The following is a 23,617-nucleotide window of genomic DNA, read 5'->3' on the forward strand; positions in this document are numbered from 1 at the left end:
ACAGGTTAAGGGTGGTAGGTTTGATAGTGTGGCTTCGCTTAGGGCGTACCTAATTAGTAACAACATTATTAAGCAGCAGCGTTAAACAAGCCCCTCCCTCCATCCCAAGAAATTCTTATTAAGTGATTATCCTCCTTGATTTACGAGCATTGCGAGGAGTGGTAAGTCATTCCGTCATTAATGCGTTGAGGGTGAGGTATGGTGATGGGTTTTATGCCTACGTTAATAGGGGTGGTAAATACCTAGCCGTCATAGTACCAGTGTACGTGTTTGAGGGGTACGACGTTGAGTCACAAGTCGTTGAAGTACTGCGCAGAAAACTCGAGAGAACAAAGGACGAGAGAAAGAGACGAATAATCACAAAGCACCTAACGAGACTAACAACACCCACGGAGAGGACAGCCGCGGTGGATTGTCCTAAGGGCTTCGCCTAAAACCGAGCCCAGGTCGTCTCATAAACAAAAGCTTTTTAATTTTCTCATGCTCGTTTTTCCTGGGCCGGTAGTCTAGCCTGGAAGGATGCCCGCCTCGCACGCGGGAGATCCCGGGTTCAAATCCCGGCCGGTCCACCAAAATCATTGCAATGCTTAAAATAAACCACGTAACCCAGTGTCTTAATGTTCTCATTATCCGACGTATATAATACTTATTATTAGATCTTGTTTGCTAATAAGGCAATATTATTCAATCAATCCTATTGGCAATATTGACCCAGAATTGTTTATGAAGGCTCTTGGGAATTATTAAGTGGTATGAGGAGGGTTGTTGTTTTGGGTTTTGTGTCCTTGCTTCATAGGGATAGGGTTCCTGTGGTTGGGGGAGTTGATAGGGTTGTGTCGAGCGTTGATGAGTTGAGGGGATTGAGCGTTAGTGACGCATTTGTGGTTGCCTTGATATTGTCTGGTGGCGTTAGTCGCTTGGTTAGGGAGTTTGCCGAGAGTTATGGGTTGCGTAGGTTATTGCTTGTTTCTCACCCAGGCCTTAATAGCCTGGCCTCTGCCTTGATGCGAAGGCCCTGCTTAGTGAGGTTGGCATTGACTCGGGCATTCTCCACCTTAATGATTTAAGCCGCGTCAATGATGCGTTGAGGACCGCCAAGGCCATTGCCTCCATACTTGGCATTAGGGTTGCGTTGCTGGGCGTTAGGGCTAAGGATAATGTGGCCAGGACCTTTGAGGATAGGTTTGAGGCCAGGGTTGATGCCATACCCATGGAGAGCCTTGAGGAGATGATTAATGGCGCTGATGAGGGAGTAGCCACGGAATTCGTGAATTACATCAGGGGCAAGGCAAGGTTTGAGGTTGGTGATGAGAGGCTTATTGATGTTGGCAGGATATACGCCGCCATGCGCAGCCTTTATGGTAAGTACGATGCAACCGCCATTAACTGCTTCCCATACTTGATTAAGCATGGGGTCACGCCATGCCTGGCACTGGCTAGGCTTAATGAGGAGGGTTTAATCGCGGCGTGTGAGACTGACTTGAGGGCCCTATTCTCCATGGTCATTGCCAGGGAGCTAACTGGCTATAGTGGTTGGATTGCGAATATGAATCATGTCGAAGGCGGTAGGGTTACGATGTCCCACTGCACCATAGCCCTCAACATGGTTAGGGAGGCCAGGGTGGTCACACACTTTGAGTCTGGGTTTAGTTATGGTTTAACGGGTAAACTATTATTCAATGAGGTGACTGGGGTCTCCGTCTCGAGTGATTTCAGGAGGATGGGTATTTTCAGCGCTAGGGTTGTTGAGTCAGGATTATTAAGTAATAGGATGTGCAGGACGCAGGCAATACTTGATCTTGGGGTTGATTCCTCATTAATTCTCAGGCTGGCGCCGTATAATCACCACGTGATATTACCCGGTAATGTGACCAGAGAGTTGGAAACCATAGCCAGTGTCCTCGGCATGGAAGTCATTAAATACACATAGTGACTCAGCACTCGCCCTTCATACCCTTTGGTGGCGTCACGCCCCTCTGCCCAAGGTACCTACCCATGTACTTAACCTCCCCAATTGCCTTGACAAGGACCACGTGTAGGAACCTCATGCCAGGCCTAAGCACCATGTAGTTACCGCTATTGTTAATGACCTCAATCGTCACGTTACCCTCAAAGCCTGCGTCAATTATCGTCGGCGGCACGCTCAAGCCATACCTGGCTAGTGTCGAGCGTAGGTTGCAGAAGCCGACCACGTCCGTTGGGAATTTGACGTACTCCATTGTTGTTAGTAAGGCGAAGCTCCTTGGCGGTATTACTATCCTACCATCCTTAGCCTCAACAATACTGAACAAATGCCTAGCACTCTCTAGTTCGCAGGGGTCTATTACCTGGCCCTCAAAGGCATAGACCGCGTACTCAGTCCCAACCTGAGGTCCAGGCCGTTCTCCCTAACCACATCCTCACTGAAGGGCTCTATTGACAGGGCTCCGCCCTTGACGAGCTTTAGTATCTCATCCCTCGTTAGTACGGCCATCAATTACCAACGAGTTTTACAACTTATTTTTATTACCATGAAAATCCCGCAGGTATTTCCAGCGTATTATCCCTCCTTTTTCTAATTATTGATTAGGTAGGAATACCTGCTCCCATGGATATCGGCCCTTATCCTTCGCATCCCTTATTTCATTCAGCTTCCTCATCATGGCCTTAAACTCATCATAACTAATCTTCCTAAATAATGGCTTCACCTCGCCTATCCTGGTGCCAGGCTTTGGTGGTTCATAGGCGTCCTTCCAGGTTAGTTTTCCGAAGCCTGCCATGGCCCATAAGTCCTCCATCGGCTTCGGCATTACGGGCCATAAACCAATCGATAAGGCCTTGACCATGTGTAGGGCATTGAGCATCACCGCACCTGCCTCATCCCTATTACTCTTTATTAATTCCCAGGGCTGTCTCTCGTTTAAGTACCTATTACCGACCCTCGCGATCTCCACGATCTCCATCAACGCATCCCTAAGCTCAATCCTCTCGTAATGCTCCTCAGAACTCTTGAAGTGGTTTAGGGCCTCATCCCTATACTTAATGTCGATATCCCTGAGGGATCCGTTAGGGACTTCCCCATTGAATCTGGTGCTTATGAATGTTAATACCCTATGTATGAAGTTTCCAATTACGTCATTTAATATTGAGTTTATAACCTCAAGTGCCTGGTGCCATGCGAAGCTCGTATCCCTGCCCTCGGGCCTCTGGTAAATTAAGATGAACCTCCAGTAATCAACTGGCATCAATGCCAATGCCTCATCAATCCAAATACCAATCCTCTGGCTCTTGGAGAATTTCTTACCCTCAAACAGTAGGTATTCCGTGGATGCGGTGGTGTAGGGCATCACGTATGGTCCCCAGAGGCTATTAGCATTGCTGGCAGTAGTATTACGTGGAAGGGTATGTTGTCCTTACCCACGAAGAATACGACGCGGGTATCCGGGTTAAACCAATACTTCCTCCACTCATCCTCATTACCCTTATTCCTGAAGTACTCTATCGTTGCTGATACGTAGCCGAGGACGGCCTCAAACCATACGTATATCGTCTTATCGTTAGCGCCGGGGAACGGCGCCTCGATACCCCACTTGTTATCCCTCGTTATTGCCCTTGGCCTTAATCCCTCCTTAAGCATCCCAAGGCTCATTTGCTTTGCGTTCTCCGGTAATGCCGTGTTTTCCTCCACGTACTTCCTAACCCTATCCTCAAGCTTCGTTAGGTCCAGGTACCAATGCCTAGTCTTAACCCAAATTGGCTTGGAACCGCATATGGCGCATCTCGGGTTTATTAGTAGTCTCGGCTCGAGCAGCCTACCGCAATTCTCGCATTGGTCACCACGTGCCTTATCATAACCGCAGTATGGGCATGTACCTATTATGAACCTGTCGGGTAGGTATATCCTGTCCTTCGGGCAGTAGGGTACTTCATCCTCCTTGGTGAATACGTAACCATTATTGTAGAGCTTCATGAAGAATTCCTTAACGAATTCCCTATGCACCGGCGACTCCGTCCTCGTGTAGTTATCGAAACTAATCTCCCACAACTCGAATAACCTCTTCACAATTTCATGCATTCTATCCGTCAATTCCCTCGGCTTCACACCCAACTGAAGCGCTTCGACTTCGATAGGTGTGCCATGCTCATCCGAGCCTGATACGAAGACGACATCATCCCCCCTAAGCCTTAGGTATCTGGCGAAGACATCGGCTGATAATACGGAACCAATTAAATTACCTAGGTGGGGTACTGCGTATATGTAAGGCCATGCAGAACCTATGACCCACCTCCTCCTAGCATTTCCAGTTTGGTCACCCGAACCACCAATTGGCACAGCGTGGTTCAGCAATTTAAATTTTAAGTTTCACTAAGAGAAATTACTTAACCTATGGCCCACCCTCTGTCCATCATCAGGACCTAATCAGCAGGTGAGGTTAAAAAGCAATCCAACTAATGTTTCTAATGGCGGGTGGGGATTGAGTATTACACGAGGGTGCCACGGCGTAGGATGGCTAGGGATTACCTGGAATACATACTAATACCGAAGGAGGTTAGGGGTGGCGTGAGCCTCTACGGGAATGACATTAAGGAGCAGGTCATTGAGGTGTTGTGCAGGAGGCTCGGGAAAACAAAGGACGAGAAGAAAGAGGAAATAGCTAAAGCCATAAAGAGGTTGGCACCTACAAAGGGGCGGCCGCGGTTTAGATTTTATCAATCCCCCACAAGTGAGATTAGTTCCTGGCTTGCGTCAGTTGAGCGCAACATGCCGATGACCAAGACCAGCCAACGACGGGATAGAGGGTTAAGAGGACTACGTAGTTCAAGGTGGCTGTCCTCAAGGAATTTGAAGAGTATGTCCATGTGGGGAATTTAATTGAGTTGATTTAATTACTCAATCTATTCGACTTTAATTTCAAAGCCACTCTTCTTTGTGCTCTTCTTTTTCAGCTCCACAGTTAACACGCCATTCCTATAGGTTGCCTTTGACTGGCTTGGGTCAACCTCGGCAGGTAGGTCAACCTCCTTGTAGTACTTCCTGTCTGTATCCCTGGCGCTTATGATCAATTTCTTACCATCCTCAGTAACCCTAATGCTTATCTTATCCTTATCGACGCCGGGCATGTCCATGACGACCTTTATTGAGTCCTCCTCCTCAATCACATCAGTCAATGGCTCAATGTCCTCCTCAATGATTGGCTTCTCACCCCTGGGCCTAACGTTGCCGAACTCCTTAATCCTTGGCTTCCCGTCAGCCTATGGATATTTCAAACCCGTAATAATAATACTTAGGCCTAGCCCTACCACCACGTCTTTCCTCTTCTTCCTCTGGCGCGATTCCTCTCATCATTCTCTCCATTTCCTCCTCCATCTCTCGCTCAAGCTCCTCGAAGTACTTCTGGATCCTCTTGAACCAGTTATCAATGTCCTCGAACCACGACATACAAGAATGAGGAATAATACAGACTTAATAAACCTTTATTGCCCTTCCAGCTCAACCTCGGGCTTCTCCTCGGCGCTAGCCTTCACTCTCTTAACCATTCTAGTTATCTCACCAGCCACCTTATTACGGACGGCCTTACTCGGTATATCGGCTAATTCGGCAACCACCTTCTTATTCGTCTCAAAATCATCACTAAACCTGTCTGGGTAAACCTCGAGTAACCTCCTTGCAAGGCTCTTTATGTACCTCGGCCTTACACGCCCCATTGACCAACCGTACTTCTAACCCCCTTTAAAATCTTATGTCATTATACGTAATGCTAATGCTTTTAATAACCAGCCAGGCATTATCACTGCCGTGAGTAACGTAAGGATTAATGTGGTGGAACCAATACTGAGACCCATTTACTTCCTAACTGGATTTGCTGGTATAGGCATGGTCGGCTACTTAGTCGTCCAGCACCTATCCAACGCACTCAATTGCCGTAGGGTCGGCTTCATAGAGATGCCTAGGGAACCACCATTGAGCGCCTACATCATCAGTACTAACATACTCTCAACACCTGGCGAGATTTATTATTGCCCAGGTACTGAGTTTACAATCTCCATAGTGCATTGGGATGGCGATTTCATGACGAAGTACGCCCACGAAGTCGTTAAATCACTAGCCCGTTGGGTGTATATCAATGGTTTTAGGGAGGCCATACTCTTCGGTGGGCTTGATAATAGGTTGAGGGGTGAGGACCTGGACCAGTTGAGGATTGCGGTAACCACTGAGTACAGGAATAGGCATTCCCTGGGTAAGGTTAAGCTCATGGAGTTGAATTATGCAATGGTTGGGCCGCTGGCATTGTTAATGAATGAGTTTGAGAGATTGGGCGTACCTGCGATTTCCATATTGCCATACGCCGAGCCATTCCGTGCGGATCCAAATGCGGCTATCGTTGCAATTCAATTCCTAAAAGAACTAACGGGAGTTGAGGTTGACGTCAGTAGACTGAGGGAGCTGGCAGACATGATTGATAAGGAGATTAAGGAATTGCAGGAAAGCATGAAACGCAGGGAGGGACCTCCCCATTACATCTAATTACCGCATTGAATGTTGCTCACCTCCTTAATGACCCAGGGTATTAATGAGTACAGTTCCTGCCTCGACCTGGCCTCCAGTATTACCATGCCCCTGAAGCCCATGTTCATTAACCCATTAATGAACTTATCACGGCCATCCCTCACAATAATTATCACGTCTGTGAACCCTCTATCCCGCAGTTTTGTTAAGTATTTACGTAGTAATTGACGGGATAATGAGCGTAGGTAGTTGGGCGTTGGTTCAGGATATTCATGCTGTGATAGTGGGTATACCTCACTTATTTCATAAGGTATTGGGCCCAGGACTGGGTTATTTATCACCACGTGAACCCTACTGAGTAAATTATTACCTGATAATTGATCTATCAACCAGTAAACCAATGAATCCCTTATGTATGGCCTGTCAAGGAGCTCACCAGGTAGTACTACGACTACGCATCCCTGAGGAGGTTCATAATTATTGAGGAGTCTCTCAACATGCCTAATGATTTCAGGCCTTTGCAGCGACTCCACGGATGTTACATGCAGCGCCCTGACACGCCCTGCCTCGTCAGGTATTACCTTCATTAATGCCCTTAATCCCTTCCTCATTGCCATTAATGCCGACTTAACCCTGGCATCACCACCCGCCTTCTCCTCAAGGTACTCCCAAAGTTCCCTCCCTGATCCTAGCCTTAATTTCTTGAATCTCCTCCCAAAGCACGTATAGGTTGTGAATAGCCAGTAACCGCTCACGCTCGGCCTTATTCATACTCATTAACTCCTTAACACTGTACCTCCTACACACTGGGCAGTTGCAGGGTATCCTATCAACCCTAACCTCACTTAATCTCACGGTTCTATCCCTAAGGATAATCCTATCATCACGGGCATACAAAACGTAGCTCGCCGAGTCGAATAAGTCGATTCCCATGGCAACGGCGAAGGGTAGTATCAATGGGTGCCCAGCCCCGAAGAGGTGCACTGGCTTGCCCGGTGGTAATTTCTCCTTAACCACGGCTATCATCCTCATTATTGTTGAGAAATCGTACTCCTCAAGTAGTGTTGTTGGGCTACCAATGGCGTAAATATCGAAGTTCAACTCACCCATCTTCACGGCTGAGTAGCTAAGTATGTCGAGTCTATCACCACCCTGTACTGGGCCGACAATCAGCATTTTATGCTCGGGATCCCACATCTTAGCCTTCACCAGGGCTGCCCTGGCCCTCCTCAGGGTCTCCTCAACCTCGAGAAACACGGCCTCCCTGGGCCTACCCCACTGGGTTGGTATATCGAGTATTACACCTATGTCGGTGCCTATGTCAATTTCGTACCTGAGGATCTCGTCTGGCGATACCTCAACCTTACCATACATGAGTAATTGGTACGCGCCTGAATCCGTCATAATGGGTTTATCCCAATTAAGCAGTTTATGTACGCCAACCTCCCTAACCAAGTCGCCATAGTGTCTCTTAAGTAGGTAGGCGTTTGTTATTACCTGGTTGAAGCCTATCTCGCGATATCGTTTAATGACACCACCTGCTTCACGGGATTTATCACTGGGAATAGCGCTGGAGTCTCGATAACGCCGGACCTAATCCTCAGCCTGCCAATCCTCCCGGCCAGATCCTTCTCAAGTATTTCAAATGCCATTCAGGGACTACTACAGGGATTAGCTTGCCCTAAAAATATATTCATAATGCATTCATCACGGCGGTTTTACATCCCAATCAATCGACTAGGCCCTTCGCTTAGACATGAACTCATCAAATAACTCCTTAACGCGCTTAGCCAATGGTCCTGAACCTTCTACACCGGCTGTCGTTACCTTAACATTACCAACCTGGACTATGTTTGCCTCCTCAATGTACTTAACCATCCCGGGGAAGTACTTGTCTATGTACCTAGCGAACTCCCTGAGATCCACGAACTCCTGGACAAGGACTATATCCACTATTGCATGGCTCATTATTAGAACTCGGGAGAACCTCTCATTCCTGTTATTAACTGCGTCCACGAGCATCACATTTAGTGAGCTATCTATGCCAACGAGCATCCCCTGATAGGTGGTTCCAGCGCTAGTGGTCACCCTAACCTCCTTATTAACCATGTTCAGCAATTCCGCATTAAACCTTCTCGCTGCATCGGCGAGTAATGACATAATCAATCAGGATTACATAAGATAAGCTTTTTTTAGTATTTTTCCTTACCGTAGCCCAATGAGGTTAAGTGGCGATTTTAGGGTAGTGGATGTTAAGGGTACGGATTATAGGGGCATTGTAAGGCTTGAAATGAGCGGTGAGTCAGGAATATCCCTGGCCCTTGAGTATCCGAGGGATGCCGTCGGTGTTGATATTAAGCAGGGTGATAACGTCAGGGTTAGTATTAGTAATGAGAAAGACCCGAATTACGCCTCGAATTGGGATGTGTATATGAATGGTGTCGTTTATTACGTGGGTGAAAGTAATGTTAAGATATCGATTGGGGGCTTGATAATGGATGTTAATAACTTTAAAAATGATGTTAGGGTTGGCGAGAAGGTTTACATAGGCTTGAAGGTGTTAAGGTAGACCAAAAGTTTCAGTAAACTCTCACACTCCACTGGAGTTTAGTAACCCTGAGCTCTTCAGCATATAAGCACTGGACTTATTAATAACGAGGATGATAATCATTACGCCATGCAATGCCCTTACTGCAGAAGCTTAAGGATAATTGAGAGAGATGGACAGTATGTGTGTATGGATTGTGGTACTGTGATTGGTTCTGTATACGTATACGATACGTATGCACAAGCATCACCATTAATGGACAGTGAGGAGATAGATTTGGCACCAATATGGAAGTCGGTGGAGAAGAGCGTAAGGAAGAGTAGTGAGGTGAGGATGAGCATTTACAGGAGGTTGAGGACAATAAATGAGTTGTTCAGGGTAGGCCGTGAAAGCTACTCAGTATATAGGGCGTATGACTGCATGTCATTCATAGCGAGGGCCTTCGGCATTGGCAATGAGTATGTGGAGGAGGCGAAAACGATTCTTAAGAGGATCTTAGCAAATAAGGGCTCGGTGACGTATTACGAGGCTGCGGTTGCCGCAATGCTTTACGTAATACTCTCACACAACCTGCCCGTAAGCACTAAGCAGGTGATAAGCATGTGTAAGTCAAAGGGTCATAAACTAACCTTCGAGGCAATAAGGGACTCCCTGACAGGTATTGGGGTTAAGTATAGCCTGAGGGATAGGGTATTATCGTACATAAGGTCGGGGCTCGTTAAGCTGTTTGGTGATTCCTGGGTCACGATATACCCCGAAGCCGAGAAATTCCTGAACTCATTAAAGAGGTCTGTGATACAGTCGAGAAGTCCACCCATACTGGCTGCCGCCGTTATTTATTGCGTAAGTAAGGAACTTGGTTATAAGCTTAGGGTTGAGGATGTGGCTAGGGCCGTCCAGGTTAGTCAATATACTCTGAGGGATTACGCGCGTAAGTTGTGTAATAACTAGTTACATACGTATTTTAGAAGTCCGGTGAGCTTTTATATGTATAATCCCACATTACCATTAGAGTTATCTGACGGTAAGGAAACACCGATAACAAAGTTAGTAATTGCGCATCAAATCCTGAATTGCATTAAATGCCCCTTAGTTAGTAGGTGCAGTTTCACGAGAGACCTTTCAAACATGGCTGCGGAGGGTAAGGTTGACGTTGATGCTATTGAGACACTAAGTGCATGTGGATCGGCGAATTTAAAGACCGTAGTCAGTATTATACGCAGGTCAGGCAATGGTAAGGAATTCATAAATAAGCTCCTTAACTTATTGATTAAGGAGGGCGTTAGGTCTCGTTTAAGGGTGGAGTTGTTTAAGGAAGGCTCCATTATTGTAATGGATGGCTTCTCATTAGTGCTTGATAATGCCAAGTCATTGAATGGTCAATTCAACATCTCACTTCCCAACCTAATGGTTAGGGATAGTGAATGTGTAATTGAGCTTCATAGGATTAATAATGATTATTTAAAATACGTGACTGAATTAACTAGTAGGGTTGTTCCTAATGGTGAGTATTCCCTATCATCGCTGTTGTCGTCAAGGGAGAGATTCCTATCCCTATTCATTGAAGACCCTATGCTAAGGTCATCATTAATACTCGCAAGCCTAGGTTTGGGTGATTTGGCGCTAATCATCCTTAGTCAGGATGTTGAGGATATATTCATAACCCAGGACTCCATATACATTAACCATGCTAGGTACGGAATTTGCAGGGTTATTGGCGTTGATACACAGGGTATTGCTGGGCAGTTCCTAAGGCTAGCAACATAAGCGGTATTCGGATCTCGGTTGATAGTCCAAGCGGAAAATTCTCGATCACAATAGGCGGTAAAAAGCTCAGGATCTCAGTTGACAGGTGGCCCCTGGTTGAGGGCTTGTCCGTGCATGTGAGACTTCATAAGAGGCCGTTCACAATTAATGAACTGATTAACCTAGGTTCAATAAGCATTGAGGAGGCGAGTAGGTTAATCATTGCGTTGCGTGATGGGTTTAGCATCCTTATAATGGGTCCCCCATCGAGCGGAAAAACAACGCTTCTGAATGCGCTGGATATGGCGCTACCCCTGAACCTAAGGAGGATTTACATTGATGAAACTGATGAATCCCTGGAATTACCGGCACCAAGCGTTAAGGTTAAGTCAATAATTGGTAAGACCGAGGAAGTACTAAAGTCGCTGCATAGGGGTTATGGTGTGCTAATCATTGGTGAGTTAAGGGAGAGGGATCACTTCGAGGCTTTAATACACGGCATTAACGCCGGTCTCCAGGTACTAGGTACCACACATGCTGATAGTGATGAGGCGTTAATGAATAGGTTAAGGGCCTTCTCACTGAGCGAATTAATAAACCTGCGTAGGTTCGTGTTAGTAACAATGGAGAAGATAAGCTCAACGCGTCGGGTTAGGTCCATTATTTATCCTCAAAAATTTAATCCAACGCAGCAGGAGATTAACACAGTAATTAATTCATTAATGAGGTTAAATAATGTTGTTGATGATTACGTGAGGTATTCAATTCAATTAAACAAGTTATTAAGTGGTGTTGGTGAGGATGATGAGCATAAATGAGTACCTGCTAGGCGATGCTAGGCTAGGGCCCAGGAGGTAATTGATTCATTGGATAAGTCATTAACAATAATTGTTGGCATAACGTCAATAGGCCCCATAGCCCTATTCATATTCTCTACATTGGTAAACCCATACCTCTCTCTCCTAATACCCATCTTCGTAACAACCTCAACGCTCATCATTAGGAGAATATTCCTCAGATTTAAGGGTAAGCTCAATAATGAGTTGCTAAATTCCATGAATATTAAGGATGACTTCGTGGGTGAATTATTAAGTAGTGGTGGGTCATTGATAATGAATGTTCTTAGAGTCGATGATTCACGTAGGTGGATTTACCTGCTAAGGTCTTTGTATGATGTTCATGATGATATGCTCGACTCATTACTATCCAGGGAATTACAGGGCAACCTCTCGATGGCTGAATTAAGCCTTGCCAGGTACATACTTGCCCTCAGGTATGCAGGTGATAAGGCAGTAATTAGTGCGTTAAGGAGGGGTTTAAGAACGGTAATGCTTAGCTATTATATCCTTCTTTTCGCAATACCTGCTGTGGCGAAGTCGCTTCAATACCTTGGGATTCACTGGAATACTCTCTTCATAATTTTAATCCAGGCTGTGATATCGATTGTTATCATAATCTTTGTGAGGATAATGAGGAGGGAGTTTAATATAGGTGTTAATATGTACGTGATTCTTATGGTGATGATTTTGAGTATTTTATTGAGTTTCGTACTTTTGATATTAATCAAGTGAGCTTGAGGAACTTCCGCTAGTACCCTCCTCGCCCTCCTTCTTCTCCTCCTTCTTCTCACTCTCAATCTTGCTGGCGGCGATTATCTCATCAATCCTCAACACCATTGTAGCAGCCTCAACAGCAGCCTTCAACGCCTGCAGCTTAACGGTTAATGGCTCAATGACGTCTATAGCCACATGTCAGCAACCTTCCCAGTGAAGGCATTAATACCGTACTTCCAGCCATCCTCCCTGCTCTCGTGTATGTGCCTAAGCTCTGTCAATACGTCAACCGCATCAAGGCCGGCATTCTCAGCGAGGGTCTTCGGTATTACCTCAACGGCATTTGCGAAGGCCTCAACTGCGTACTGCTCCCTACCACTGACCTTAGCCGCGAACTGCCTAACTACCTTGGCAACCTCCATCTCAGGTGCACCACCGCCAGGCAATACGTACGGCTCCTCAATGACGTCTGAGACCACGCTTAGGGCATCCGTTAGGTTCCTCTCAGCCTCATCAACAAGCCTCTCGAAGCCGCCCCTAATTAGTATGCTGACTGCCTTCGGGTTTTTGCACTGCTCGACGAAGACCATCTTCTCATCTCCAACCCTCCTCTCCTCAACAAGCCCAGCAAAACCTAGGTCCGCCTCGGTCATGTCCTCGATGTTAGTCACTAACCTACACCCGTTGCCCTAACCAGCTTCTCAATGTCGCTCCTCTTAACCCTCCTAACGGCTAGTATGCCTGCCTTGGCCAGGTAGTACTGGGCCATGTCGTCAATGCCCTTCGTCGTAAAGACGGCATTCACTCCAAGGGCCTTGAACTTATCGACGTATGACTTCAGTATGTTCTCCTCCTCCTCGAGGAAAGCCCTTATCTGGTTGGGGTCGTTAATCCTAATCTCCGCATCAATCTCAGGCTTCTCAACCTCAAGCGGCGCATCTAGTAATGCTATCTTGGCATTAACAACCCTCTTAGGCATTGCCGCGTGGACCACCTCCTTATCAATAACAATACCATAAACCAGCTGCGTATCCTCAAGGGCACCACCATGCTTCTTAACAATCTGCACATTGTCAAGGTCAGCGATCCACCTACCGTTCCTCTCCTCAGCCACCTGCAGCATTGCCTTGACTGCTAGCTCGGCGAAGTAGTCCTTAACGGTCTCGCTTATCTTACCGTGCATTGCCGTAGCCGCAACCTTCTTGAGCGTGGCTACGTCATCCCTCTTCACCGGGACGGCAATCTTCCTCAGGTGCTCCATGGCAACATCAAGTGCCTTCTTGAATCCTGAAACAACGACTGTTGGGTGTATGTTCTTATCGAGTAACTTCTCCGCCTCCTCGAGTAATGCGCCGGCTAGTATCACGGCGGTTGTTGTTCCATCACCGACCTCATCATCCTGCGTCTTTGAGATCTCAACCAGCAACTTACCAATTGGGTGCTGGACATCCATCTCATCAAGTATTGTCGCTCCATCATTAGTAATCGTTATGTCACCGAGACTATCAATGAGCATCTTATCCATACCCTTAGGACCCAGTGTTGACTTCATGACCTCAGCGATCGCCTTAGCAACCATTATGTTTATCCTCATTGCCTCCTTACCAAAGGCTCTTTGAGTTCCTTCCTTCAATACGAGTACTGGTACACCACCGATTTGTGCTAAATATGCCTGTGTACCGCTGCTCATCGGCGACTCCGTAAAGCACTTCTATAAAAACCTTTCTTCCCCATGAAGAATAAAACACCTCATCACCACACCAACAAATTACTTAGATCAAGGGGATTCACCTTAAGAACGTCACCTGCATTGACAACGGGCTTCATGAACCTATCCAAGTCATCAATGCCAATCCTCGGACATGCAGTATTTATCACAGCATCCACTGGCAGGTTATTGATGTAATCAGGCGAGACCTCGCTAAGGTCAATAATTACGAACTCCTTACCCAGTCTCCTCAACCTATTAATCAGAGTCTCAATTAAGTCAGGCCTATACTGGCCAGGCTTTCTCGAGATAACAATACCCACTAGCCTCGCACCATTAAATTCCTGGATAGCCTTAACCTTCATGGCAAGGTACCTGCGGTATATATTATCCATATTCTCAACCACGCCCCTAAACACATCAAATGAGTAAACGGTTGTTTTAGGCCTCAATAATTTAAACGTTAATGGGTAAAAGTGTCCAGAGCCTATGAACAATACTGTATCCGGTATTGGGAAATGCACAAAACAGCCGGTTATGGGACCAGGCGCTAACGGTGCGTTAAGTATTTCGGCGATTTTATAGGCATATAACTTAAACGGTAATGCGTAAGCTATCAGTGGCTTAACGCTTAACCGTGAGAAATCACTAAGCGTCTCCCTGGCCTTACTTATCAATTCGGGCTTTGGTTCGTAATAAACGGCTGAGAATAATACTGTTGGCCCATTCTCGATATTTACGACAATAACATCATTAAATCCCTCCCTCTTCAACCTAAAGTTCCTGCTTATTATACGAAAAATATTAGGCGGTAACGCATGCCCTAGGTGAATTACGTATTGATAATCACCTGCTGCTGAAAAATCGCAGGCACCCCAGACACTTTGACCGCTTAGGTATGCCCTATGGCCCTTATTATTCAGGTATCGCACAACCTCTAACCCAACATTCTTAAATCCAAGGGGGGTCTCAACCAGGACCTTTGCACCTGCACCACCCTTACTCAGAAGCTCATCGATACTCTTAAGCGGTAATAAATACTCGCCTAACACCTCCATTAAATCACCGCTATAATCCACGGTATGTCATCCCCTAAACAATATATAAATAAATTCTGTGCATTCTAAATGGTCCGTTAACAACGACAGTATTCACAGGCCGCCAACCAGGCACCTCAAAATCATGACTAACAACCCTAGAACCACGCCTAAGCTCTTTCTCAAGCTTTACCCTTAACCTCTCATTAACGTCACTACCCAGGTACAGCGTCACCACATCAGCTATTGAATAATCAAAGTCAAAAAGATCACCCCACACAACATATGCCCTACCCCTCAACCCCAACCTCTCGAAAGACTCAATACAAGACCTAACCAACGCCGGGTTAATCTCAATACCTATACCAATGGCGTTAAACATCGTAACTGCCAACGTAACGATCCCACACTCACCAGCACCTGGATCAACAACAACCTCGCCAGGCCTTACATCGGCTAGCCTAAGCATTTCAATCGCAACGTCACGCGGAGTGGGCACATATGGTACGGACATGCCGTATTCCCTATCTTATTTAAAGGAAAAGAATTTAAAGGCGTGTTCATACCGAGGTCTCAGAGCCCAAAGCCATGTCCACAACATCCCAGTTGGAGTACGAAAGATTAAATGGGGTGATCGGTAAGCACGTGTATGGTAACTTATACGGGGTTGACCCAAATATTCTAAGTGATGAGAAATTCCTACGGTCACTGGTAATAAAGGCCGCCGAAATAGCCAATGTCCATTTAGTCGAGGTTAAGTCATGGAAGTTCATAAACGGCGATAAGGAGGGAGTAAGTGTGCTGGCATTGGTCGTAGAGAGCCACATAGCAATACATACATGGCCCGTTTACAGGTTTGCCACGGTCGATGTGTATACATGCGGCGATCACAGCATGCCCGATAAAGCGTTCAATTACATTGTCAGCGTCCTCAAGCCAAGGAGGTACATTGTTAATTATGCAGATAGATCAAGCGATTAATAAATAATTAAAAATATATCTAATAATATTTATAATTTAATAAGAGGTATATTACGATGTTGGCGCAGGTATGCATCTAAGAATTCTAATTGCTGTTTTAACATCATCAGCTGTTACCGTCTTCCTACCAGCATGTCTCGCCAATTCTATGCTCTTTGAGGCTATATCAAATGCAATATATTCAAGGATATCTCTCAATGCTTGTATTGCATCTTCACCTACTTCAGCACCTGCCTTATGGAAAATTCTATCTATTGGCGCCAGTGGTAATTCCGGCATTATGATGCTCTTTTGAGGTTAATATTTAAGGATTTTTTTCCTCTTTCTACACATAAGAAAGTTCATATGTATTAAAGACCAATATCCTCTAATTTATAGGTTAATGTTGCGAATTTCGTCTTATATAGGTAAAAGATTTTTCCGCAATTGTTACAGCGGCATGCGATTATAAAGTTCTCACTACCTCTCCTGCTTAGGAACTGAACCATTGTCCAATTATTCATGCCGCAGTATGGGCATGTGATTACCACTACTTATCACTGAGGAAGTCCGTTATATCGCGCTTATTAACACTATCCCCAACCTTCCTACTCTCATCATTATTACTAGTGCTACCCTCACCCGCCTCCTTAATCGCCTCATCTATTGGAATCACCGCATTGTTCTCATCATCACCATACTTGGTAGTCAATACCTTCCTAACGAGACTCACTACGCTCTCATTAATATTATCAACTCTCCTAGCCCACTGCCCCAGGTTATTCAACGCATTAAGCGGAGTTCCAAAGGTCCTTAATAACGCCTCGGCCCTCCTTGGGCCTATGCCAGGTAATGATGATAGGAACTGAATTTGGAAATCCCTAATGGTTTCACTTCTCTTAATCGGCACGGCCTTAATACCCCTACCACCCGCCTTTTCTGCCAGGGATTTTAGGACGTAGGCCGTACCCTCCTCATCCGGTGTATACAAGACTTTAATGCCCATATCAACCAACATACTTAACGCACCAAGCACCGAGTGCCTATGCACATCCCTCCTACTTAATGCCCTCCATAGGTCACCCTCAACCACAACATACGCCTTACCATATGCACGTAGCAATTCCCTGCCCTGCTCGAATAACCTACCATCAACTATCGACGATATGAAGTCCATGGCCCTCTTACGCTCAACACCAGCGTCGTTGGGTAATACGTAATCACCGATGTCGAGCTTACGAGGAACGACACTACAACCCAACCTCTTAATCCACTTAACAACCTCCTCAGCTGTCTCATACTCCCGCGAATCAACTATTATAACGCAATCCACAAAATTTCCCAATCAAGAGGGGTTAAGAACCAATTAATTTACTTAACTTATCCATGCAATTCCTCAGAAATGACCATATATATGCCAAGTAATGTCACGGCAATACCAATAACCGTTAATGTCGAGGGGACCTGGTGAAATATCGCCAATGCAAGTAATGACGCGCCTATGGGCTCGCCAAGCGTCGACGTGGTTACGGTTATAGCCCTCGAGTACCTAAGGGAATAGTTCAGTAATGTATGACCAAGTAGCATGGGGCCGAGGACAATCATTAATATGTAAAACCAGGTATATGGTGGGTATGGCCAAAACCTCGTATGGAGTATTAAACCCACGATTAATGTTGTCAACGCTGAAACACCGTAAACAGGTACTGTGTATGTTGCGAGGGATGCCCTAACCCTGATAAACCTGCCAATTAGGAAGTACACGGCGCCCGACACGGCACCAGCGAGCGCCAGTAAGTCGCCAATCAACGTTTTCATGCTCACGTAAAATTCAGGTGCCGTAATTAATACTATGCCTAGGAATGCCGTTAAGGTCCCAATCATTGAGCGTTTACCAACCCTCTCCCCAATTAACCTGCCCATTGCTAACGTGAATATTGGGTATGTCGAAACCAACGTGGTACTCGCGGCTACCGTTGTTAGGTATAGGCTCTCAATCCAAGTCATAAAGTGTGCCGCCAATGCGATGCCACTAATCACCATTAGCGTGAGTTCACCCATTGATGGTGAGTAGGCGTTATTTTTTTCTTTCAATTATAAGTAACGGCGATAACACCACCGCGGCTATAGCCGCCCTCCAAAAGGCTACGGCAATTGGTTGAGCATCAGACAGTAGTATTAGTATTGACGCCCAGGATATCGCCACCACCGCAATCGCAAGTACCACGTAATACTTAATCACCATAAATGTAATTCCAAATTAATTATAGACTTCAGGATTTAAATGCATTAATAATGCCATTGCCCCTGACGTAGGCATGAAATTTATAAATTAGCCATGAGCATTATTAAAAAAACGTGGTTAAGGTACCAATAAGACTTGTTGGTTGGGACGAAATAGCCGAGTGGGCCAGGATACTATCAATGAAAATAAAGGATTCAGGGTGGCTACCCGACATCGTAGTGGCAATAGCAGGGGCGGCTATGCACCGGCTAGGCTCGTCTGCGACTACCTAGGCATTACCGACTTAATTAGTCTTCAAGTTGTTCATTGGCCATCAACGGCCCAGGCTGCCGAGAAGGCATACATCAAGTATCCCCTAACCGTCGACCTAAGCGGTAGGAGAGTTCTCGTGATCGATGACATAGTCGATACTGGGGACTCCATACAATTGGCTAAGGAGCACATAGAACGTAATAACAAGAACGTGGAAGTCAGGACTGCAGCCCTTCAGTGGATATCGACCGTCGCCAAGTTCAAGCCCGACTACTGGGCCATTGAGGTTAAGGATTGGGTCTGGTTCGTCTATCCTTGGAACATTACCGAGGATATCACGAACTTCATAAGGAGGGTACTCATTGAGGAGTCTAAGGGTGGTAAAAGGGAGTGGACGCTGAATGAGATAATTAATAAGATGGTTGATTGGTACGGCGATGAAATCCTTAAGGTTAAGGTCACATACATAGACCTGGCACTGAGAAACCTGGAGAGGCAGGGCGTGGTCATCAGGACTTATAAGGATGGTGTTGAGCACATAGTACTAAGGTCATGATTAATTAGGTGAGAGAGTAATCATTTTTAAAGCCCACGATTAATGAATAGTGAATGTTCACGCAGGAGGAGAGTATAAGAGTATCCATAATAGGCAAGGTGGGGAGACTCAGGGTATACCTCTTCCTAGTCATACTACTACTCTACCTAGCAGCGTACTTCCTGGGCTACGCCGTGAAACCAAGCCAGCAATTTGCAACCAGGGTAAATCAGATTATTAAACATGAGCGGTCATTAATTCATGAACTCTCGTCAACCTCGCAATTGGCGGCCTTCTCCTACGAGTTGACAAACCTAATGGTGTACCTGGGCCCATCATTAATACCACTATTTGGTATTTGGAATACGGCATATCAATGGGCATACGCGGGCATAGCCACGAACGCGGTATCAAGCAATGACGCCATATCAATAATGGCAGAGACGATATTACTATCAGTCATACTAGCAATACCCTCAACAGATGGACTACTACTATCACTATCCCTAATTAATTACGGAAGAAATAGGAACTTCAGGGACTTAGCAATACTATCCCTACGCTGGTACGTAATGTCCACAATCCTCGCCATAGTATTCCTAGTACTACTCTCGGCAATACCATGACTAAACAATGCCCTTAGGCTCAATCCTTCTATATTCAAGATGATAATATTTCAGATAATGGTAAGCCGCTGATGATATTGAAGGTGCAACGAGAATACCCCTAACGTTTTTACCCTCCTTCTGGCTCAGGTGCTCTACGTAACGCTTAAGCTGATTAACGGCCTCTGGTCCAGCCTGCGATCGCTTACATTCAATAACCACGAGACGACCCTGAGAATCTTTGGCTAACAAGTCAATATCGCCTACGATGGTATGGTATTCTCTAGCAATGATTTGTAGTCCATCCTCAATGAGACTTGGGTTGTTGATTATGGCGTTTACTATGTCCTCCTCTGTGCCGAAGACCCTGTAGTTTGATGTGATGCCGAGTCTCGTGGCGCCTATGAACTTGATTATGGGTATTTCCACCGTGACGACCTCCCTGGGGCTGGCCCTGACGCTCCTGAGTTAGTACGCCGAGGTTTATTGAGGCGTATAGCGTGGATGGTGGTGGGTTCCAGAGCCTGGGCTTCTCTTTACTGGATTCGTGGACCATGAATGTGCCGTCTGGCTTGGAAATCACTAACCTGGGCATTAACTCCTCTAGTTGTGACTTTGCCCTGCCCTCGTAAGATGCCGTCATGTCTCCGTAAATGAGTATTACGTGAGTGCTTTTCCTGAGGTTTATGAGGCGGAGGGCCTCGGTTGGTGTTGGGTCGATTAGGTATTCGAGGTCTGGCGTTGCTTCCTTATTTATGAAGTTCGTTATATCCATATACTGCGCTAACAGTGCTCATAAGTAAGCATAAGAGTTTTCTCTTCACTCTCACTTCGTATACTCAACATCATCCTCACTTATTAATTCAAGGTCAAAGTTTAAGTCGTAGAGGGCCTTCGCTAGGTCTAGTGTGCTGAGTCTTAGTGGGTTAATTACTATGTTGAGTATGTCATTTTCAATCCAAATATCAAGCGGCTCAAGGATTCTCCTGGCATTATCTAGGTCACCCATCTTAATCAGTCTAAATCTATAGTACCTGGCATATGCCGTGCATCCATTGTCGAGGGCCTCAATCACGAAGCCCGTATCGTCATTAGTCATTACGAGCGCCCCCTCATCGCTCAGGCTAAGTACGTCTACACCACCATTCTTAATAACATTACCGAGGCACTCCCTCCACTTAATTAAGTAGACCAAGCTCATTGATTAATCATCTTTCTGATGAATTCCTTAACCCTATGAATATCATTTTCCTCAACCTCCAGTAGGCTCAGGGCATTACGTAGTATAACATTGACCTCCTCATTACTTACTGAGCTAATTTCATTGAGTTCAGTCATTACGTAGTTTATCACGGCCCTGGCGGCTAATCCCTTTAAGCCCACCTGCATATTTTTCAGCTCTTTCAGTAATTCATTGTTATTCATCGGAAATCGAGGAGGTTTGGGGAAACAGTGTTTTTAATACCTTTTTTACTAACGAAGACCTTACTGTCTCTTGTCAATAGGTACGTAGGGTACATCATGAGGACCAACATAGCACGCCCTGGGCCTAAATAGCCTATGCTGATCCAGGTACTCAATGGCGTGAGCAGTCCAACCAACTACCCTGGACATTGCGAATATTGGCGTGTAGTACTCATAGGGTATTCCGAGTAGGTACATGGCTATGCCACTCCAGAAGTCTATGTTCGGGTAAAGCTTCTTCGGTGCCAGCTTCTCGAGGACGACCTTCTCCACTTCCTCAGCGATTCTATACCACGTCATGTCACCCTTAGCCTCGCTTAACTGCCTAACGAGTTCCTTGTAAATCCTGGCCCTTGGGTCATAGGCCTTATACACTCTATGTCCAACACCCATGAGCCTCTTACCCTCAGCGAGTAGTTTCTCTACATAGCTCTGGCGTTCTCGGGCTTCCCAATCTCCAGGTACTGTTTCATTGCAGCCTCATTGGCGCCACCATGTAGTGGACCCTTTAATGTCGCTATACCAGCCGCAATGGCTGAGTACAGGTCTGTCCATGTCGAGATTGCAACCAGGGTTGCAAATGTTGATGCGGGTACCTCATGATCAATGTGGAGGACTAAGTATAGGTCTATTGCCTTTGTCGATGTTTCATCAGGCTCCTTCCCAAACATCATGTATAGGAAGTTCGCTGCATGGCTTAGGTCCTTCCTGGGCTTAACTAGGTCAAGGCCTCTGCTGGCCCTATAGTGGGCGGCTATCATTATTGGTAGGGCTGACGTTAACTTAATAGCCCTCCTTAGGTTAGCCTCCTTACTGTAATCGTTTGGGTTCTCGTCAAAGGCGCCTAGGGCAGCCACACCGGCTTCAAGGGCCAGCATTGGGTGAGCCTTAACCTTGCCTAATGTGGTCACTACTGAGTAGACCTCATTCGGTAGGTCCCTGTATGAGGCTAGTAATGCCTTGAAGTCCTCAAGCTCCTTCCTATTGGGTAACTTACCATATAGTATTAGGTACGCCACCTCCTCAAATGTTGAGTACTTGGCTAATTCATCAATTCTGTAGCCCCTATACCAAAGGATTCCATTCTTACCATCAATATCACTAATAGTTGTTGTTTTTACGAGAACATCCTCAAGACCATGAATTATAGGCCCACAGGGGCTTTGAATGACTTTACCACTTGTCTCAATCTTAACCTCCTTAACTTCTTCACTCATACCATTCATAGCACAATAAGCACTTATTTAAATACTATCCTAGTATATAGTTTAATTAGATCTAAGGTGTTAGTCAAATGTCGAATTCCTAATAGATAACTAGAAAATTATATTCATAGAACCCCACAGTAAAAGGCTTAATACCACATGAAGCCTTTAACCTCAATGATCAGGGGCCTATTCATTGGCAGGTTTCAACCACCCCATTGGGGACATGTTTGGGCTGTGAGGGATATACTCAGGGAGGTCGATGAGTTAGTAATAGTGATTGGTTCTGCCCAATTCAACTACATAATTAAGGATCCATTCACGGTAGGTGAGAGGATTTGGATGCTTAGGGAGGCGCTTAGGGAGGGTGGTGTGGATTTGTCCCGGGTAATAATCGTGCCGATGTCGAACATCGAAAATAACGCTGCGTGGTTTAGTTACTTAAGGTCGTACGTACCGCCATTCCAAGCGGCTTACACGGGTAATCCATTCGTAGCCATGCTGCTCAGGGAGGCAGGTGTTGAGGTTAGGCAGCAGCAGCTTTATGATAGGCAGAGGTATAACTCCACGAGGATTAGGGAATTAATGCTTAAGGGCGACCCTGAGTGGGAAAGTCTCGTGCCAAAATCCGTGGCTGAAATAATAAGGAGTATAAATGGAATAGAAAGATTAAAAATAATAGCTGCAGGCGAGGCAGAACCACATAAATGGTAAGTATTTTGATTAACCCGTAGGCTCTATAATGGAGGTGGCACCACCGCCGGGATTTGAACCCAGGACCTACGGGTTAAAAGCCCATGAATAAGTAACTTAACGTTCGTGGTTTAGCACGTTTCTCCGTAACAAATGCATTGCTGAATGCATAGTCACGTCAACGATACTGAATGAGACTATGCTAAGTCGTACATACGTAACATGGTTATTGCTGTTTGCGTGCTTTTATCGTTAGAGTACCTCACGAGATATTCCTTAAAGTACTCCTTAAGGCGCTCAGCCATTTCTGGTATTTTCTTACTATTTCTGATAAGGAAATACTTCTAAAATAAATGAGCCAATTAACGCGCTAATCTGAATAAGGACAGCGATATACAGATCTAAGGCGATGCGTATAAGTGGTATGTCTAGGAGCTCCCTCGCAAAATTAATGAAGCCAGGTATGCGTTCTATTGCCCTCAATCTATCCTCAACATCACCTGGCACTGGCACCAGGAAACTCGCGATAATCCACTGGAAGGGACTTATGAACCCTAATTACACGTACTATGGCTACTA

General features: G+C 45.7%; 29 protein-coding genes, 1 tRNA gene and 6 pseudogenes. 15 read left to right on the plus strand and 21 right to left on the minus strand.

Going from position 1 to position 23,617, the window contains the following annotated elements:
- The first annotated feature begins 158 nt into the window (after positions 1-158).
- The 4 genes from JCM14467_RS13930 to JCM14467_RS13940 all read left to right on the plus strand — a co-directional run bounded on the left by JCM14467_RS13930 (position 159) and on the right by JCM14467_RS13940 (position 1,930).
- Positions 159-434, plus strand: a complete 276-nt coding sequence (locus JCM14467_RS13930; protein ID WP_252901785.1) for a hypothetical protein — start codon at positions 159-161, stop codon at positions 432-434.
- A gap of 61 nt (positions 435-495) precedes the next feature.
- A tRNA-Ala gene (locus tag JCM14467_RS13935) sits at positions 496-572 on the plus strand.
- A 180-nt stretch (positions 573-752) separates the two neighbouring features.
- A complete protein-coding gene (locus tag JCM14467_RS19140; RefSeq protein WP_252901786.1) occupies positions 753-1,067 on the plus strand; it encodes a hypothetical protein in 315 nt (104 codons plus the stop codon).
- Between the two features lie 17 nt (positions 1,068-1,084).
- The gene (locus JCM14467_RS13940) at positions 1,085-1,930 is read left to right on the plus strand and encodes a fucose isomerase (protein WP_252901787.1); all 846 of its coding nucleotides are present in this window, start codon (positions 1,085-1,087) and stop codon (positions 1,928-1,930) included.
- A gap of 4 nt (positions 1,931-1,934) precedes the next feature.
- On the opposite strand, the pseudogene dcd reads toward JCM14467_RS13940, so the two are convergent.
- Positions 1,935-2,473, minus strand: a pseudogene (gene dcd / locus JCM14467_RS13945) (dCTP deaminase).
- 85 nt (positions 2,474-2,558) lie between these two features.
- Positions 2,559-4,312: pseudogene (gene metG / locus JCM14467_RS13950) on the minus strand (methionine--tRNA ligase).
- 135 nt (positions 4,313-4,447) lie between these two features.
- On the opposite strand from metG, the gene JCM14467_RS13955 reads away from it, so the two are divergent.
- Positions 4,448-4,852, plus strand: coding sequence for a hypothetical protein (locus JCM14467_RS13955; RefSeq protein ID WP_054850575.1), 405 nt, complete (start codon positions 4,448-4,450; stop codon positions 4,850-4,852).
- A 23-nt stretch (positions 4,853-4,875) separates the two neighbouring features.
- On the opposite strand, the pseudogene hsp20 reads toward JCM14467_RS13955, so the two are convergent.
- Together hsp20 and JCM14467_RS13965 are read right to left on the minus strand one after the other, a co-directional pair.
- Positions 4,876-5,419: pseudogene (gene hsp20, locus JCM14467_RS13960) on the minus strand (archaeal heat shock protein Hsp20).
- Positions 5,420-5,454: 35 nt separating this feature from the next.
- Positions 5,455-5,685, minus strand: a complete 231-nt coding sequence (locus JCM14467_RS13965; RefSeq protein ID WP_054850576.1) for a 30S ribosomal protein S17e — start codon at positions 5,683-5,685, stop codon at positions 5,455-5,457.
- A 91-nt stretch (positions 5,686-5,776) separates the two neighbouring features.
- On the opposite strand from JCM14467_RS13965, the gene JCM14467_RS13970 reads away from it, so the two are divergent.
- A complete protein-coding gene (locus JCM14467_RS13970) occupies positions 5,777-6,505 on the plus strand; it encodes a proteasome assembly chaperone family protein (RefSeq protein ID WP_252901788.1) in 729 nt (242 codons plus the stop codon).
- Here the strand turns inward: JCM14467_RS13970 and JCM14467_RS19145 are convergent.
- The 4 genes from JCM14467_RS19145 to JCM14467_RS13980 all read right to left on the minus strand — a co-directional run bounded on the left by JCM14467_RS19145 (position 6,502) and on the right by JCM14467_RS13980 (position 8,647).
- The gene (locus JCM14467_RS19145; RefSeq protein ID WP_252901789.1) at positions 6,502-7,242 is read right to left on the minus strand and encodes a hypothetical protein; all 741 of its coding nucleotides are present in this window, start codon (positions 7,240-7,242) and stop codon (positions 6,502-6,504) included. The genes JCM14467_RS13970 and JCM14467_RS19145 overlap by 4 nt on opposite strands.
- Positions 7,145-8,053: a tRNA guanosine(15) transglycosylase TgtA gene (tgtA, locus tag JCM14467_RS19150; RefSeq protein WP_342765564.1), complete on the minus strand. Its 909-nt coding sequence runs from the start codon at positions 8,051-8,053 to the stop codon at positions 7,145-7,147. Before tgtA ends, JCM14467_RS19145 begins: the two co-directional genes overlap by 98 nt.
- Complete coding sequence (locus tag JCM14467_RS19155; protein ID WP_252901790.1) at positions 7,996-8,139, minus strand: hypothetical protein; 144 nt, start codon at positions 8,137-8,139, stop codon at positions 7,996-7,998. Before JCM14467_RS19155 ends, tgtA begins: the two co-directional genes overlap by 58 nt.
- 85 nt (positions 8,140-8,224) lie before the next feature.
- Entirely contained in the window at positions 8,225-8,647 is a 423-nt protein-coding gene (locus JCM14467_RS13980) for an Lsm family RNA-binding protein (RefSeq protein WP_054850577.1), read from the minus strand.
- A gap of 58 nt (positions 8,648-8,705) precedes the next feature.
- Between JCM14467_RS13980 and JCM14467_RS13985 the strand changes: the two genes are divergently transcribed.
- The 5 genes from JCM14467_RS13985 to JCM14467_RS14000 all read left to right on the plus strand — a co-directional run bounded on the left by JCM14467_RS13985 (position 8,706) and on the right by JCM14467_RS14000 (position 12,352).
- Positions 8,706-9,056, plus strand: a complete 351-nt coding sequence (locus JCM14467_RS13985) for a hypothetical protein (protein ID WP_054850578.1) — start codon at positions 8,706-8,708, stop codon at positions 9,054-9,056.
- 168 nt (positions 9,057-9,224) lie between these two features.
- Complete coding sequence (locus tag JCM14467_RS13990; protein WP_252901791.1) at positions 9,225-9,986, plus strand: cyclin family protein; 762 nt, start codon at positions 9,225-9,227, stop codon at positions 9,984-9,986.
- A gap of 177 nt (positions 9,987-10,163) precedes the next feature.
- Complete coding sequence (locus tag JCM14467_RS19160) at positions 10,164-10,802, plus strand: hypothetical protein (RefSeq protein ID WP_252901792.1); 639 nt, start codon at positions 10,164-10,166, stop codon at positions 10,800-10,802.
- 92 nt (positions 10,803-10,894) lie between these two features.
- Positions 10,895-11,599: an ATPase, T2SS/T4P/T4SS family gene (locus tag JCM14467_RS19165; protein WP_444823199.1), complete on the plus strand. Its 705-nt coding sequence runs from the start codon at positions 10,895-10,897 to the stop codon at positions 11,597-11,599.
- 48 nt (positions 11,600-11,647) lie between these two features.
- Positions 11,648-12,352: a hypothetical protein gene (locus JCM14467_RS14000; RefSeq protein WP_054850580.1), complete on the plus strand. Its 705-nt coding sequence runs from the start codon at positions 11,648-11,650 to the stop codon at positions 12,350-12,352.
- Here the strand turns inward: JCM14467_RS14000 and thsB are convergent.
- The 3 genes and pseudogenes from thsB to JCM14467_RS14015 all read right to left on the minus strand — a co-directional run bounded on the left by thsB (position 12,341) and on the right by JCM14467_RS14015 (position 15,593).
- Positions 12,341-14,024, minus strand: a pseudogene (gene thsB, locus JCM14467_RS14005) (thermosome subunit beta). The gene JCM14467_RS14000 and the pseudogene thsB sit on opposite strands and share 12 nt — an antisense overlap.
- Positions 14,025-14,086: 62 nt before the next feature.
- Entirely contained in the window at positions 14,087-15,121 is a 1,035-nt protein-coding gene (locus JCM14467_RS14010) for a 2-(3-amino-3-carboxypropyl)histidine synthase subunit 1/2 (RefSeq protein WP_054850581.1), read from the minus strand.
- A gap of 13 nt (positions 15,122-15,134) precedes the next feature.
- Positions 15,135-15,593: a hypothetical protein gene (locus JCM14467_RS14015; protein ID WP_054850582.1), complete on the minus strand. Its 459-nt coding sequence runs from the start codon at positions 15,591-15,593 to the stop codon at positions 15,135-15,137.
- A gap of 74 nt (positions 15,594-15,667) precedes the next feature.
- Here JCM14467_RS14015 and speD point away from each other — a divergent pair, with 74 nt between their 5' ends.
- The gene (speD, locus tag JCM14467_RS14020) at positions 15,668-16,060 is read left to right on the plus strand and encodes an adenosylmethionine decarboxylase (RefSeq protein WP_054850583.1); all 393 of its coding nucleotides are present in this window, start codon (positions 15,668-15,670) and stop codon (positions 16,058-16,060) included.
- 51 nt (positions 16,061-16,111) lie between these two features.
- Here the strand turns inward: speD and JCM14467_RS14025 are convergent, their stop codons facing one another.
- The 5 genes from JCM14467_RS14025 to JCM14467_RS19175 form a co-directional block, all read right to left on the minus strand.
- A complete protein-coding gene (locus JCM14467_RS14025) occupies positions 16,112-16,339 on the minus strand; it encodes a histone family protein (RefSeq protein WP_054850584.1) in 228 nt (75 codons plus the stop codon).
- Positions 16,340-16,410: 71 nt separating this feature from the next.
- On the minus strand, positions 16,411-16,590 hold the full coding sequence (locus tag JCM14467_RS19170) for a hypothetical protein (protein ID WP_256359267.1): 180 nt from the start codon (positions 16,588-16,590) through the stop codon (positions 16,411-16,413).
- On the minus strand, positions 16,590-17,372 hold the full coding sequence (locus JCM14467_RS14030; protein ID WP_054850585.1) for an ERCC4 domain-containing protein: 783 nt from the start codon (positions 17,370-17,372) through the stop codon (positions 16,590-16,592). Before JCM14467_RS14030 ends, JCM14467_RS19170 begins: the two co-directional genes overlap by 1 nt.
- 47 nt (positions 17,373-17,419) lie before the next feature.
- Positions 17,420-18,100, minus strand: a complete 681-nt coding sequence (locus JCM14467_RS14035) for a DMT family transporter (RefSeq protein WP_252901793.1) — start codon at positions 18,098-18,100, stop codon at positions 17,420-17,422.
- A 16-nt stretch (positions 18,101-18,116) separates the two neighbouring features.
- Positions 18,117-18,266, minus strand: coding sequence for a hypothetical protein (locus tag JCM14467_RS19175; protein WP_252901794.1), 150 nt, complete (start codon positions 18,264-18,266; stop codon positions 18,117-18,119).
- Positions 18,267-18,397: 131 nt separating this feature from the next.
- On the opposite strand from JCM14467_RS19175, the pseudogene JCM14467_RS14040 reads away from it, so the two are divergent.
- Both JCM14467_RS14040 and JCM14467_RS14045 read left to right on the plus strand, forming a co-directional pair.
- Positions 18,398-19,092: pseudogene (locus tag JCM14467_RS14040) on the plus strand (phosphoribosyltransferase).
- 53 nt (positions 19,093-19,145) lie between these two features.
- Entirely contained in the window at positions 19,146-19,697 is a 552-nt protein-coding gene (locus JCM14467_RS14045) for a hypothetical protein (protein ID WP_054850586.1), read from the plus strand.
- On the opposite strand, the gene JCM14467_RS19180 is transcribed toward JCM14467_RS14045, so the two are convergent.
- The 5 genes and pseudogenes from JCM14467_RS19180 to JCM14467_RS14065 form a co-directional block, all read right to left on the minus strand.
- A complete protein-coding gene (locus tag JCM14467_RS19180) occupies positions 19,698-20,099 on the minus strand; it encodes a YraN family protein (protein ID WP_252901799.1) in 402 nt (133 codons plus the stop codon).
- Positions 19,984-20,451, minus strand: a complete 468-nt coding sequence (locus tag JCM14467_RS19185; RefSeq protein WP_252901795.1) for an endonuclease NucS domain-containing protein — start codon at positions 20,449-20,451, stop codon at positions 19,984-19,986. The genes JCM14467_RS19180 and JCM14467_RS19185 overlap by 116 nt, the downstream gene beginning before the upstream one ends.
- A gap of 51 nt (positions 20,452-20,502) precedes the next feature.
- Positions 20,503-20,877 carry a hypothetical protein gene (locus JCM14467_RS14055; protein ID WP_054850587.1) on the minus strand — a complete coding sequence of 125 codons (375 nt, stop codon included), beginning with the start codon at positions 20,875-20,877 and terminating at the stop codon, positions 20,503-20,505.
- On the minus strand, positions 20,874-21,065 hold the full coding sequence (locus JCM14467_RS14060) for a hypothetical protein (protein ID WP_252901796.1): 192 nt from the start codon (positions 21,063-21,065) through the stop codon (positions 20,874-20,876). Before JCM14467_RS14060 ends, JCM14467_RS14055 begins: the two co-directional genes overlap by 4 nt.
- A gap of 96 nt (positions 21,066-21,161) precedes the next feature.
- Positions 21,162-22,357 (minus strand): annotated as a pseudogene (locus JCM14467_RS14065) (citrate/2-methylcitrate synthase).
- Positions 22,358-22,522: 165 nt separating this feature from the next.
- On the opposite strand from JCM14467_RS14065, the gene JCM14467_RS14070 reads away from it, so the two are divergent.
- Complete coding sequence (locus JCM14467_RS14070) at positions 22,523-23,059, plus strand: nicotinamide-nucleotide adenylyltransferase (RefSeq protein WP_054850589.1); 537 nt, start codon at positions 22,523-22,525, stop codon at positions 23,057-23,059.
- The last annotated feature ends 558 nt before the right edge of the window (positions 23,060-23,617 follow it).

The sequence above is a fragment of the Vulcanisaeta sp. JCM 14467 genome, from assembly GCF_001316245.1.
Classification (GTDB): domain Archaea; phylum Thermoproteota; class Thermoprotei; order Thermoproteales; family Thermocladiaceae; genus Vulcanisaeta.